Origin of the sequence: Alteromonas sp. P256, from assembly GCF_036864455.1 — a bacterium.
GTDB lineage: Bacteria > Pseudomonadota > Gammaproteobacteria > Enterobacterales > Alteromonadaceae > Alteromonas.
This window is the reverse complement of record NZ_JAZETM010000001.1, coordinates 1-13,210: the sequence shown is the minus strand read 5'-3', so window position 1 is coordinate 13,210 and position 13,210 is coordinate 1. Positions and strand designations below refer to the sequence as shown.

At 44.6% G+C, this 13,210-nt stretch carries 14 protein-coding genes and 4 tRNA genes; 17 read left to right on the top strand and 1 reads right to left on the bottom strand.

The window, feature by feature from the left end:
• Nucleotides 1–3: 3 nt before the first annotated feature.
• From nudB to V7R39_RS00010, 17 genes are all read left to right on the top strand, one after another.
• A complete protein-coding gene (gene nudB / locus V7R39_RS00090; protein WP_334026987.1) occupies nt 4–444 on the top strand; it encodes a dihydroneopterin triphosphate diphosphatase in 441 nt (146 codons plus the stop codon).
• Nucleotides 444–962 (top strand): crossover junction endodeoxyribonuclease RuvC, encoded by a 519-nt coding sequence (gene ruvC, locus V7R39_RS00085; protein WP_334026985.1) that lies wholly within the window; start codon nt 444–446, stop codon nt 960–962. The genes nudB and ruvC overlap by 1 nt, the downstream gene beginning before the upstream one ends.
• A 53-nt stretch (nt 963–1,015) precedes the next feature.
• Nucleotides 1,016–1,636 (top strand): Holliday junction branch migration protein RuvA, encoded by a 621-nt coding sequence (ruvA, locus tag V7R39_RS00080; RefSeq protein ID WP_334026983.1) that lies wholly within the window; start codon nt 1,016–1,018, stop codon nt 1,634–1,636.
• Nucleotides 1,637–1,689: 53 nt separating this feature from the next.
• Nucleotides 1,690–2,694 (top strand): Holliday junction branch migration DNA helicase RuvB, encoded by a 1,005-nt coding sequence (gene ruvB / locus V7R39_RS00075; RefSeq protein WP_334026981.1) that lies wholly within the window; start codon nt 1,690–1,692, stop codon nt 2,692–2,694.
• 393 nt (nt 2,695–3,087) lie between these two features.
• Complete coding sequence (gene ybgC / locus V7R39_RS00070; protein WP_032096023.1) at nt 3,088–3,486, top strand: tol-pal system-associated acyl-CoA thioesterase; 399 nt, start codon at nt 3,088–3,090, stop codon at nt 3,484–3,486.
• Nucleotides 3,476–4,159, top strand: coding sequence for a protein TolQ (gene tolQ, locus V7R39_RS00065; RefSeq protein ID WP_334026978.1), 684 nt, complete (start codon nt 3,476–3,478; stop codon nt 4,157–4,159). The genes ybgC and tolQ overlap by 11 nt, the downstream gene beginning before the upstream one ends.
• A gap of 23 nt (nt 4,160–4,182) precedes the next feature.
• Nucleotides 4,183–4,602, top strand: a complete 420-nt coding sequence (tolR, locus tag V7R39_RS00060) for a protein TolR (protein WP_163105423.1) — start codon at nt 4,183–4,185, stop codon at nt 4,600–4,602.
• A 7-nt stretch (nt 4,603–4,609) separates the two neighbouring features.
• On the top strand, nt 4,610–5,530 hold the full coding sequence (gene tolA / locus V7R39_RS00055; RefSeq protein ID WP_438823491.1) for a cell envelope integrity protein TolA: 921 nt from the start codon (nt 4,610–4,612) through the stop codon (nt 5,528–5,530).
• Nucleotides 5,531–5,534: 4 nt separating this feature from the next.
• Nucleotides 5,535–6,890 carry a Tol-Pal system beta propeller repeat protein TolB gene (gene tolB / locus V7R39_RS00050; protein ID WP_334026974.1) on the top strand — a complete coding sequence of 452 codons (1,356 nt, stop codon included), beginning with the start codon at nt 5,535–5,537 and terminating at the stop codon, nt 6,888–6,890.
• A 39-nt stretch (nt 6,891–6,929) separates the two neighbouring features.
• Nucleotides 6,930–7,496 carry a peptidoglycan-associated lipoprotein Pal gene (gene pal, locus V7R39_RS00045; RefSeq protein ID WP_334026972.1) on the top strand — a complete coding sequence of 189 codons (567 nt, stop codon included), beginning with the start codon at nt 6,930–6,932 and terminating at the stop codon, nt 7,494–7,496.
• Nucleotides 7,496–8,272 (top strand): tol-pal system protein YbgF, encoded by a 777-nt coding sequence (gene ybgF, locus V7R39_RS00040; protein ID WP_334026970.1) that lies wholly within the window; start codon nt 7,496–7,498, stop codon nt 8,270–8,272. Before pal ends, ybgF begins: the two co-directional genes overlap by 1 nt.
• A gap of 291 nt (nt 8,273–8,563) precedes the next feature.
• A tRNA-Lys gene (locus V7R39_RS00035) sits at nt 8,564–8,639 on the top strand.
• 23 nt (nt 8,640–8,662) lie between these two features.
• Nucleotides 8,663–8,738 (top strand) — tRNA-Lys (locus V7R39_RS00030).
• Nucleotides 8,739–8,792: 54 nt separating this feature from the next.
• A tRNA-Lys gene (locus tag V7R39_RS00025) sits at nt 8,793–8,868 on the top strand.
• 429 nt (nt 8,869–9,297) lie between these two features.
• Nucleotides 9,298–10,353, top strand: coding sequence for a quinolinate synthase NadA (nadA, locus tag V7R39_RS00020; protein WP_334026968.1), 1,056 nt, complete (start codon nt 9,298–9,300; stop codon nt 10,351–10,353).
• Between the two features lie 126 nt (nt 10,354–10,479).
• Nucleotides 10,480–10,569, top strand: a tRNA-Ser gene (locus V7R39_RS00015).
• 95 nt (nt 10,570–10,664) lie between these two features.
• Nucleotides 10,665–12,422 carry a site-specific integrase gene (locus V7R39_RS00010; RefSeq protein WP_334026966.1) on the top strand — a complete coding sequence of 586 codons (1,758 nt, stop codon included), beginning with the start codon at nt 10,665–10,667 and terminating at the stop codon, nt 12,420–12,422.
• 189 nt (nt 12,423–12,611) lie between these two features.
• On the opposite strand, the gene V7R39_RS00005 is transcribed toward V7R39_RS00010, so the two are convergent.
• Complete coding sequence (locus tag V7R39_RS00005; protein ID WP_334026964.1) at nt 12,612–13,088, bottom strand: hypothetical protein; 477 nt, start codon at nt 13,086–13,088, stop codon at nt 12,612–12,614.
• Nucleotides 13,089–13,210: the final 122 nt, after the last annotated feature.

Genomic DNA, 13,210 nt, shown 5'->3' with positions numbered 1-13,210 from the left:
TTTATGGTCTATAAAAAGCCAGAATCAGCGCTGGTGGTGTTGTTCGATGAACACCATCGAGTGCTGTTATTGCAAAGAATGGATGATGCGTCTTTTTGGCAATCTGTCACTGGCGCATTAGAAGACGGCGAAATGCCGATTGAAACAGCCTATCGAGAGGTGGCTGAAGAAACCGGTATTGATGCCAAAGCCTTAGGTTTGTCCATCACTAATCACAACAAGCAAAACCAATACGTTATTCGCGAGCGATGGCGTCATCGTTATCCTCCGGGTACCCTTCACAATACTGAGCATGTATTTTCCCTTCAAGTGAGTAGTAAAACACCGATAACGCTTACCGAGCATCTTCAATACGAATGGGTGTCAAAAGACGAGGCGCTAGCACGCTTGTGGTCTCCTTCAAACAAAGAAGCGGTATCTTTGTTTGTACCGAGTAAGGCTTAATGGTTATACTGGGTATAGATCCAGGTTCTAGGATCACAGGCTACGGTTTAATAGCGCGAAAGCAGGGTAAGCTGGTATATGTGGCGAGCGGTTGCATTCGAGTAGGCACTACCGATTTACCTTCTCGTTTGGCAAATATATTTACCGGCGTGGGCGACATCATTCGCCAATATAACCCATCAGAGTTTGCTATCGAGCAAGTGTTTATGGCTAAAAACCCAGACTCTGCGTTAAAGCTTGGTCAGGCAAGGGGAGCTGCAATAGTGGCGGCAACCCAATCTCAGCTTCCTGTTGCCGAGTACAGTGCAAGACAAATTAAACAGGCAGTTGTGGGTAAAGGTAATGCCGATAAAACACAAGTTCAGCATATGGTGAGGCACCTGCTGAATTTAAGTGGGACACCTCAGGCCGATGCGGCAGATGCGCTTGCTGTGGCACTTTGCCATGCCAATACCGAACAAAGCCTTATCAATATGGCGGGCCAAGCACGGAAAACCGTTCGCGGTCGTTTGCGTTAATTTCCTAGAACCAATCCTTTTTAAGCATTCAAGCGCGCACAAAGAGAATATAAATGATTGGACGAATTCGCGGTACGTTGGCTGAAAAGCAGCCACCAGAAATTCTTGTAGATGTGGCCGGTGTAGGTTACGAAATACACATGCCGATGACGAGCTTTTACCAACTGCCTGCAGTAGGCGGTGAAGTTGTGGTGTACACGCACTTTGTGGTTCGCGAAGATGCTCAATTGCTGTTTGGTTTTGCCGATAAGTTAGAGCGCGGATTATTTCGAGAGCTGATAAAAGCAAATGGTGTGGGACCAAAGCTCGGTTTGGCTATTTTATCGGGAATGTCGGCGCCACAGTTTCTGTCAAGCGTGCAAAGTGAAGACGTTTCCGCGTTAGTCAGCTTACCGGGTATTGGCAAAAAAACCGCAGAGCGTTTAGTGGTAGAACTTAAAGACCGACTGGCCAAGTTTGGAAAAATGCAAAGTGTGGCTGTTCCCGCACCAAGCAGTGACCTGCTTTCTGGTAGTACCTTTGTTGCTGTAAACAGTGCAAGAGAAGAAGCGCAAAGCGCACTTATTGCACTGGGTTATAAACCAGCGCAAGCCAGTAAGTTGGTGGATAGCGTTTACCAAGACGGTATGGAAAGTGAGTCCCTGATACGTGAAGCGCTAAAAGCGGCCCTGTAATAACGGTGCGGTATAAAAAATACTGCAGCCATTTTATTAAAAGTAGATGAACCATGATAGAAGCCGACAGACTGATAACGCCAGACGCCAGCACTGAAGATGAAGTAATAGATCGCGCTATTCGTCCAAAGATGTTGGATGACTATACGGGACAACCTCACGTTTGTGAGCAGATGGAAATTTTCATCCAGGCCGCACGCAATCGAGAAGACGCCCTTGATCACCTTCTTATATTTGGTCCCCCAGGACTGGGAAAAACAACTCTTGCGAACATTGTTGCGAATGAAATGGGCGTTAACATTAAAACCACGTCCGGGCCGGTATTAGAAAAAGCGGGTGATTTAGCCGCACTTTTGACCAACCTTGAAAAAAACGACGTTCTGTTTATTGATGAAATACATCGCTTGAGCCCCGTAGTGGAAGAAATTCTCTACCCTGCAATGGAAGATTATCAGCTCGATATTATGATAGGCGAGGGACCGGCAGCTCGTTCGATAAAGCTCGACCTACCTCCGTTTACGCTGGTAGGTGCAACAACCCGTGCTGGCTCACTGACGTCTCCCCTGCGAGATCGTTTTGGTATCGTACAGCGCCTTGAATTTTATTCGGTGAAAGACCTCACCTCTATTGTGTCTAGAAGCGCAAGCTACCTAAACTTATCGATGACCGAAGAGGGGTCGAGAGAAATTGCCTGTCGAGCTAGAGGCACGCCTCGTATTGCCAATCGTCTATTACGACGAGTGCGAGACTATGCAGAAATAAAGTCTGATGGCACCGTTGGCGCTGACACAGCGGCAAAAGCCCTTGATATGCTCGATGTGGACAAGGAGGGCTTTGACTATATGGACAGAAAATTGCTCTCGGCCATTATAGAAAAATTCGATGGCGGTCCTGTGGGCTTAGATAATCTCGCCGCAGCTATCGGAGAAGAGAAAGAAACCATCGAAGATGTCATTGAACCCTTCCTTATTCAACAGGGCTTTTTGCAGCGAACGCCGAGAGGTCGTATAGCGTCTCAGCGTGCCTACCTCCATTTTGGGTTTACCCCTGCGCGTTAGTATTTCTACTTACACTGAGAGCCTTGATAAATCTAAGGCAAAAAAAAGCCCGCTCATAGAGCGGGCTAAAACAACAAGTGTTGAAGGAAATAAATCCAGGGAACTCATGTCTAACAGGAGATTAACTCGTGCATGACCGTGCTAAGCACCATCACGCTCTGTGCGACTGATGCGATGCATTATAGAGACCTTCTAAAAATGCACAATTGAGTAAAATTATATTTTTGAGTTAGAAAATCTAATGCGTTAACTGAATGTTGCACATTGGTTGTGAAAACATTAAGGCTCAGGTTTAATGCTGTCTTAAGGCTTTTTTTAAAATGTCGTTTATCGCAATTTAACTACTATTAATCTGCCTTATAGATGAATTTATTTATTGTTTAGGGAATAGTTATGCATCAACATCAAATAAGAGTGTATTACGAGGACACGGATGCTGGCGGGATCGTATATTACGCTAACTATCTTAAGTTTATGGAGAGGGCGCGTACCGAGTGGCTTAGAGGCCTAGGGTTTGAGCAAGATACTTTAATGGAACAATCTATCGCTTTTGTCGTCAAACGCGTTGAGATGCATAACTATGCGCCAGCGAGGTTCAATGAACTGTTGAGTATTGAGACTCGCGTTGTAGAATTAAAAGGCGCTAGTATGACGTTTCAACAAATCATAAATAATAACAACGGCATAAAATTAGTATCTGCGGATATTCAAGTTGCCTGTGTCGATTTAGCGGCTATGAAGCCAAAACGACTACCACGTACTTTGTTAGGGGAAATTTCGCGTGTCATCTGATCTCACATTTATCGGCTTGTTCTTACAAGCAAGTTTCATTGTTCAACTCGTAATGCTGTTGTTGCTAAGCGTCTCGGTAGCATCATGGACCTTTATCTTCCAGCGCAGTAAAGCCCTTAATGCGGCGCGTACTGAAATGCGCCAATTTGAAGATAAGTTCTGGTCTGGTGCCGATCTTAACAAGCTCTATCAAGAGTTATCATCAAGGGCTAGCCTTACCGGCATGAGCAGTATTTTTTGTTCAGGTTTTAAAGAGTTCGTGAGATTACGTAAATCCAACACCCCAACTAACGGTATTGTTGATGGCACTTACCGCGCCATGCGAGTGTCAATGTCTCGCCAGGTAGAAGAGCTTGAGAGTCGCCTACCGTTTTTAGCAACGGCAGGCTCTATCAGCCCATACATTGGCTTATTTGGTACCGTTTGGGGAATTATGAACGCATTTATTGCATTAGGCGAAGTACAGCAAGCAACCCTTGCGATGGTTGCGCCTGGAATAGCAGAGGCGCTTATCGCTACTGCTATTGGTTTATTTGCTGCAATTCCTGCGGTTATTGCTTACAACCGTTTCAGCCATCAAGTTGAAAAGTTGGAAAATAGCTACGGTAACTTCATGGAAGAATTCTCAGCAATTCTTCAACGCCAGGCTGCAGCCCAAGCACATCAGGTTTAAGCGTTACCGCGGAGGTTATTGCTATGTATGTGAGAAAACGCCGTAGGCCGGTATCAGAAATAAATGTAGTGCCTTACATCGACGTTATGTTGGTGCTGCTTATTATCTTTATGGTAACTGCTCCCCTCATTTCTCAGGGGGTAAAAGTGGATTTGCCCAAGGCCAGTGCAAACCCTATAGAGCAGGAGGATAATCCGCCTATTATCGCGTCGGTTGATGTGAAGGGGAGGTACTTCCTCAATGTGGGTGACGACCAAGAGTCGCCAATTAGCGAAGAAGAGCTTGGTGCTATAGTCAGTGCCCAATTGCAAAAATCGCCGAACACGCCTGTGGTAGTGAAAGGTGACGGACAGGTGGCCTATAACGAGGTTATTCAGCTAATGGTGCTGCTGCAGCAAGCCGGCGTCCCGTCGGTGGGTTTAATGACCGACCCTGTTGAGTAGGCACAGCATGTCTAACCCTACTAAACCGAGTAGTCCCTCAAATAGCAGGCAAGCTAGCGCTAACAATCCGTCTCAAAGCATTTCGCAGGGCGGTACTCAGGGCAGTGCTGACAGCTTCACGAATAGCCGCAGCGCGATAGCACCTTCAAAACCTAATGAAAAGCAGGGGCTTTATAAGTCCCTAGCGCTTCACGCCGTGGTTGCCATGGTGTTGCTAATAAGCGTCAGTTTCTCTCCCGACCCTCTGCCTAGCCTACCGAGTAATGCACCCACAATAGAAGCAACATTTATTGATGCGCAGGCTATTGCGGATAAAAAACGTGTAGAAGCTCAGGCTCAGGCACAAGCTCGCGCTGAAGAAGCTGAAAAGCAGCGTCAAGCCGCAGCCGCAGCTGAGCAAAAACGACAGCAAGCCCTTGCAAATAAAAGAGCGAGGGAAAAGCGAGAAGCCGAAGCTGCAGAGGTTAAAAGACAAAAAGAACTAGAGCGATTAGCGGCCCAAAAGGAAAAAGAACGTAAAGCGCGAGAGGCGAAAGCGAAAGAAGATGCAATAAAAAAACGAAAAGAAGCTGCTGAACAAGCAGAAATGGAAAGAATTATGCAAGAGCAACTTGCTCAAGAGCGCGCTGCACAGCAACAAAGGCGTCAAAAACAAGTTCTTACGGAAGTAGAGCGATATACGGCATTGATACAGCAAACCATAAAACGGAATTTGTACTCAGATGATAGTTTTGACGGAAAAGTGTGTAGACTGAATATCCGGCTAGCGACAACGGGTTTTGTGACCAGTATTCGGGTTTTAGATGGCAATGATGCATTGTGTCGGGCGGCAGAAAGTGCAGTTCGACGTGCCGACAAGCTTCCGGTATCTGATGCGCCCGACGTTTACGAGCAGTTAAAAGATATAACTTTAAAAGTGGAATTATAGCGGTATGAAAAAACTAGGTTTATGGATAGCAATGATTTCCCTAGCGGTGAGTGCAAATGCATTTGCCTCTCTGGAGATTGTCATTACCGAAGGGGTGGATAGTGCAAGACCTATCGGTATAGTCCCTTTTAAGTGGAAAGGCGAAGGTGCACCTCCTGGAAATATTTCACAAGTGGTTCGCGCTGATCTAATGCGTAGCGGTAAATTTAATCCTATCTCAGTAGATAGCATGCCCCAGTATCCAGAGACGGCAGAAGAGGTGAGTTACACTGCGTGGGCAACACTTGGGGTTGATACCGTATTAGTAGGCAGCATTGAGCAGCAAAGCGCTGATAAGTACATTGTGTCGTATCAACTGATCGATATTTTGAAAGGTCAGCTTGATGGCGGAAAAGCAAAAGTCTTAAAAGAGGGGACCTTGGTAACGAGCAATGAGCACGTTATTTTGGCGCGCCAAGCGTCGATAAGTGCGCGAGACTTTCGCCAATACGCCCACCGAGTCAGTGATATTGTGTATGAAAAGCTTACCGGTGTTCGAGGTGCATTCTTAACGAAAATAGCCTATGTGATCGTTCGCGATAGGGAAACCGTTAAAAAACCGTATCAATTAGTGATTGCTGATTATGATGGTGAGAACGAAACCAGGCTTCTTTCATCTCCAGAGCCATTGATGTCGCCAGTATGGTCGCCAGATGGTGAGCGCTTAGCGTATGTGAGCTTTGAGAACAGAAGACCACAAATATTTATTCAAGATATATACACCAGTGAACGTACGCGTATTACTGATTTTCCTGGAATTAATAGCAGTCCGGCGTTTTCGCCAGACGGCAAACAACTTGCCATGGTGCTGTCAAAAGACGGGAATCCTGAAATTTACATTATGGATCTCGCGACGAAAAACTTACGTCGTATTACGCGCAACAGAGCGATTGACACAGAGCCGGCTTGGCTTCCGGACGGCAGTGGCTTAATTTTTAGCTCGGAACGGGGTGGTAAACCTCAGATATATAGCGTAAATTTAAATTCAAGGAAAGTAAGGCGAGTCACCTTTGTCGGTGAACAAAACCTTGGCGGAACTTTAACGCCTGACGGTAAACAAATGGTAGTAGTTAACCAAACAAATGGTAACTACCATATTGCCAAGCAAGCGCTAGACGAAGACTCTTTGCAAGTTCTTACAAGAACGTATTTAGATGAGTCGCCAAGTGTAGCGCCGAATGGAAGCATGATTATTTACAGTACCCTTCACGAGGGCAAGCAAGTGCTATCACTTGTCTCTTTAGACGGGCGCTTTAAAGCTAGGTTACCAGCAGCCAATGGGCAAGTGAAATCGCCAAGTTGGTCACCATTTTTGTTCTAACAATTTAACGACTAAACAATAAAATTAAGGATTAGTAGGATGCAAATGAATAAAGTGATGAAAAGCTTCATTATCGCCTTGCCAGTAGTGACAATGATGGCATGTTCGTCGGGACCTAGCGAAGAAGAGTTAGCGGCAGAACGCAACCGTATGGCACAAGAACAAGCTCAAGCAGAAGCTGAAGCCCGTGAAGCGGAAGCTCAGCGTGTAGAAGCAGAAGCCGCTCAGCGTATGAAGCGCCAAGAAGAAATGGTTCAGCAAGAAATGGAAGCGCTGAAAAATGAGCAAACGGTATACTTCGATTTCGACCGCGCTAGCATCAAGCCAGAATTTCAACGTGTTTTAGACAAGCACGCAATGTTCTTAGTTAAAAACCCTAACATGAACGTTACTGTTGAAGGTCATACCGACAGTCGTGGCACGCCTGAATACAACATTGCACTTGGCGAGCGTCGCGCTCAGTCGGTAGAAACCTACCTACTAAACGCGGGTGTAAGCAGCAGCCAGGTAACGGTTGTTTCTTACGGCGAGGAAAAGCCTGCAGTAATGGGTTCAACTGAATATGCATTCGCGCAAAACCGTCGCGGAGTGGTTGTATACCGCTAATGGCAGCTTCAGTAAGAGACACCATTAAGTGGGGCGCTACGCTATGTGCCGCCCTCACAGCCTCTACTGGCTTCGCACAGGCACCTGTCGTTAATGCGAATGGCGGCAGCGAGCTTGAACAACGTATTGTTGTGCTCGAGCGTATTGTAAAAAGTCGAACTGAGATGCAGCATAGAATGCAAACTCAGCTAGATAATATGCAAAACGAGGTGGACCAGCTTCGCGGTGCGGTTGAGGTGAATACCAATGAACTTCAAAAAGTACTGGAACGCCAGCGCGAGCTTTATCTAGAAATAGATAAACGGGTAGAGGCCTTAAAGCAAAGTGGCGCGTTAACAAGCACAAGCTCCTCTGGTGCGGTAAGCACAGTGCCGGAATCGGTACCAGCATCGCCTGTGCAGGTCGGAGAAAGCGAGGCTTATGAGAGTGCTGTTAATCTCATATTGAAGTCGCGAGAGTACGACAAAGCGATACCTGCTTTCCAGTCTTTCATCGAGCGTTTTCCAAACAGTGAATATGCGCCAAATGCGCATTACTGGCTTGGGCAGCTGTTGTTTAACAAGCAACAATGGAGCGATGCAAGCGAGCAATTCAATATTGTGGTTAATCGGTTCTCAAGTTCAACGAAGCGACCTGATGCGCTATTGAAACTTGGCGTTATCGCCCAGAGAAATGGTGACAACGCATCGGCACGTCAACTATTTTTGCAAGTAGTGAACGAACACCCCGAGTCATCTGCTAAACGTTTAGCAGAATCAAGGTTAAACAACTTGTAATTATTAAAGCCCCGTTAAAGGGGCTTTTTTACTCTACCATCTAATTAGTAAAACAAGTTTCTCACGGTTTAATAACAACTTTTTTTATCGCGTTGAAAATCGTAAATGTGATATTTTTCAATTAAACATCCAGTGGCGCGGTACAAATACTCAGCTATTTGTTTTCATTTTGACCGCTTAGTCCTGTTTTAATGAAAATATCAAAATAAAAGGGCATTATGGGTTGCGTCAGATAAAAATCTGAGTATTATATGCCGCCGTTGCCTAGACACAGGCAACAACCGAAAAGATGGGTCGTTAGCTCAGTTGGTAGAGCAGTTGACTTTTAATCAATTGGTCGCTGGTTCGAATCCAGCACGACCCACCACTTCTTTTCAAGCTTCAAATGATGGGTCGTTAGCTCAGTTGGTAGAGCAGTTGACTTTTAATCAATTGGTCGCTGGTTCGAATCCAGCACGACCCACCATCATTTAAGATGCTATACTATATTTTTCGTGAAATAAATCTTGTGTCATTGGATGGGTCGTTAGCTCAGTTGGTAGAGCAGTTGACTTTTAATCAATTGGTCGCTGGTTCGAATCCAGCACGACCCACCATCCTTTTTCTAGACCAATTAAAAACTCCCACTTAAGAATTTAAATCTCAGATATCTTTATCCAAGAGAATCATTTTTTCAAGCACATTGCCACACATCCCTAGCTAAGTTATGGCGCACTAATACAATATCAACTGCTGTCCCAATCGCTTCTGGCGTGGGCGTTTCAAACATTCTTTATCATTGACTCTTTGATCTCACAATTTCCGATCCTAGTATCGATTATTACGAGCAGTCTTATAAGCAGTTTTGCAGGTACTGTAGTAGCCATTTTGAAACAATCGCTACTCCCGCGATGAGTATCAGACGTTAATAACCGACAGCTTACAACGTTAAGACCTTTTATTGCGCTATTATTGATCATGTAGTGTGTAATTTTTATGACACTTGGGTATAATCGCGACCCTTGTCGCAATTGAGATGTAGGTAAATGTCAGTAGCATTTCGTGTGGAACAGGTGGATTACCCGTTCCCAGCAAAACCACAGCCATTATCAGAAGCACGTAAAGCCGAGTTAAAGGCAGAAATAAAAGCCTTACTTAAGGCACGTAACGCCGTGCTTGTAGCCCATTACTACACAGACCACGAAATTCAGGCATTAGCTGAAGAAACTGGGGGTTGTGTTGCCGACTCGTTAGAAATGGCGAGATTTGGGCGTGACGCAGAAGAACAAACTCTGATTGTAGCTGGCGTTCGCTTTATGGGCGAAACGGCTAAAATACTTAGCCCTGAAAAAACAGTGCGCATGCCAACCCTAGAGGCAACGTGTTCATTGGATATTGGTTGTCCAGTAAAAGAATTCAGTGAGTTTTGCGACCAGCATCCTGATCACACAGTTGTTGTGTATGCCAACACCTCTGCTGCAGTGAAAGCGCGTGCCGACTGGGTAGTGACATCGAGTATTGCTTTGGAAATCGTAGAGCATCTCGACAGTCAGGGCAAAAAGATTATTTGGGGCCCAGACAGACATCTAGGTGCATACATTGCCAAGCAAACCGGTGCCGACATGCTAATGTGGCAGGGTGAATGTATTGTTCACGATGAGTTTTCTTCACAAAAACTTGGCGACATGAAAGCCCTTTATCCCAACGCAGCAGTGTTAGTACACCCAGAGTCGCCAGCCAGTGTCGTAGACATGGCGGATGCAGTTGGTTCCACAAGTCAGCTGATCAAAGCATCGCAAGAAATGGACAATGACACCTTTATTGTTGCTACCGACAAAGGTATTTTCTACAAGATGCAGCAATTAGAGCCAAATAAGACGTTTATAGAGGCTCCAACGGGCGGTAACGGCGCTACGTGCAAAAGTTGTGCTCACTGCCCCTGGATGGCAATGAACGGGTTAGAGGCGATTAAGGCGTCGTTAACCGAGGGAAGTGATGGACACGAAATTTTTGTCGATGATTCACTTCGCACTGACGCGCTTATTCCACTTGATCGCATGCTACAATTTTCAGCTGAATTGAAAGCAAAGGGCGGTCTGTAGTAAATAGTCTGTTTTATAAGCACTTGCATACTTATTTTAAGCAAGTTCTTGATAATGGCCGCGGGTTTACCTACTATACGCGCGCTCAAGGAATTTCACTCGTGAAACGTTCTTGATAAAAAATTTGGAGAGGTGGCTGAGTGGCTGAAGGCGCACGCCTGGAAAGTGTGTTTAGGGTTAAACCTAACGAGGGTTCGAATCCCTCTCTCTCCGCCAAATAGCATCGAGGCCTTGCATGACGCAGGGCCTTGTTGTTTCTAGGGTTTAGAGAATCGACCTTGCGGACCAACTGGTACAAAAGGTTGGTACAAATGAGTATAATGAGTTCTCCGTTTAAGCATCCAAGTTCAGGCACTTATTACCTCAGAAAAGGTGTGCCCAAACATCTCACCTCAGTGATAGGTAAGACTGAATTTAAGCAGTCACTGCGAACAAAAGACCTCCGTGAAGCTAAAAAACGAATCATCCCGTTACTCGCTGAAATAGACCAGCAACTGGATTTTGCAGAGTTAACGCTTAGGGGAGAAAACAATCACGAATTAAGCTTGCGCGATTGCCAGATAATAGCAAATCGCTGGTATGTATCTGCTCGTGAAAAAGTCCAAAAAACAGATTCATACGATGATTTCCTTGTGTATCATAATCAAGAAAACGAAGGCTTAGTATGGGACTCATCACAAAATGATTATAGAAATCTTGAGGTGCATACTCATTGGTTTGGGCTTTCTGATACGCTGTCGTTACAAGGCTCAGAAGTATTGCGTGCATCTAATTCAGAATTGCAAGGTTTCGCTCAGGAGCTCGCCCACCTAATTGACCCACAGCTTAAATTAAATGGGTTGTCTATACCTCGTTCAAGCATTTCATATATCAATTTAGCAAAGGCTTTTTATAGTCATTTAGTGGACTTGGAAAAGCTTTGCTTAAGTCGTTTTAGGGGGAAATGGAATGATGAACCCAGAGACATGTCATTGTCCAATGAATCGCTCTCTACGGGCTCTGGAAGTATTACATCATCAAAAACTTCAGTAGGTCCTAAAGACTCTATATCTAACGTTTATGAGCGTTGGAGAGCTTCTGACGAGCTTCAGCACAAGAATAATCAATCAAGACTCAAGACGTTAGATGAAACCAAGTCAAAGGTAGAGCGATTTGTGTCAATTTTGGGTGATATGCATATCGCCACTATCAAGAAAAGCCACATAGCTGAGTTTAGGGATACGTTGCTACAACTCCCCAAGAGCAGAACTCGTGAGATAAAGCGCATGACTATTTCTGAGCAGATAGATCACGCCTCAAGCAATTCGCTAAACCTGTTATCTTCCAATACAGTGACCAATGCGATAAAGCAGATATCTCCAGTATTTACTTATGCTGTCGAGTTGGGCCTCATTTCGTTTAATCCTACTTTTGGGGTCTCTGTTAAAAATACTCAGAAGAGGACCGAGGTAGACGACAAAGGCAGAGGGTACACACCTAAAGACTTCACAAAACTGTTTTCTGATGAAGTATTTACAGACCCAAGTTTCAGTCACAAATACGGTTTAGCCTGCTACTGGGTTCCTCTGCTTTGCAGGTATACAGGCGCTCGTTTGGCGGAAATAGCCCAGTTAGATCACTCTGATGTAAGTTGTAGTGAGCAGGGCATACACTATCTAAATATCCGTAGAGGTGAAGGACAGAGTGTGAAGACTGATTCTTCTCTGAGACATATTCCAATAGCAGAGCATATTTTAGAATTAGGCTTTTTAGATTATGTTGATAGACATAGAGGGCGACTTTTCCCAGATATCCCCGTAGGCACTTATGGTAAAAACTCAGTCGCATTTAGTAAGTGGTGGAGTTCAAAGGTTAGATCAAAAGGAGTGTCAATAAGCCAACCTGCTCATGCTTTCAGGCATGCTTTCAAGACAGATATGCGTACCCTAAATGTATCAGATAGTGTAAGTGATGCTATAACAGGTCATTCAGCAAAATCTGAGGGGGCTCGCTACGGTACAGTCCCGCTAAAGACAAAAAAGGAAGCCATCGACAGGCTCCCTAGACTAAGTCTTGCTAGACTTTATTGACGTTACTCTGCGTTGATACTTAGGGGGGAGGGGTTGGAGTAGACCTCTTTAGTAGCTATTGCGTCGTTCAGTACCTCTACAAATAGACGTTGTTTACATTTTGCTCATTTTTAAGCACTCGTCAATAAGGCGTTTCAGAACTGTTAAAAGTTTTTGCCATAGATATTAGCAGTATATTACGGGCTAAAGTCACTCTGTAGGGACAGTCAAATAACGTTCAAACATGTTCTCGCGTACTTCACGAATCTTTTTAGTTGACATTTCTGTATCAAAATCTTCTATAAGTTTGTCGATCATAGAGAAAAAATATGGTTTACAATTATAGTCATCAAAAGCCAACCTCAATACCCTCTCAGATAATGCAATGCCACTATTCACCTCTACTTCATTCACGAGTTCCATTATATATTGAGAAACATCCTCTTCAACCAGCTTCATGTATTTGTTGACTCTCAGAGGATCAATATTGACCTTCTCTTTACTAGCTAATGCACTGAACTGCGTTGCAAAACTGTTCGCGATTTCAGTTTTGTTTACTATTGAATGCATTTGAGCCAACGTACTGCATTTGGCGACTGATATAAACTCGTAATCGTCAGCAAAGTCTGTCTGTGCAACCGCATTATTTGCAATTAGTGCGGTGATTAATAAAAGAGTCTTCTTCATAGGTCCTTCTATATAGTTGATGTAGCTTTTCTTTATAATTGATTATTACTTCGCACTTAATAGTTTTACATATTAACAAGTTATGCTGCAAGTGGTAACTAATGTATTAAATCTCCATGTAA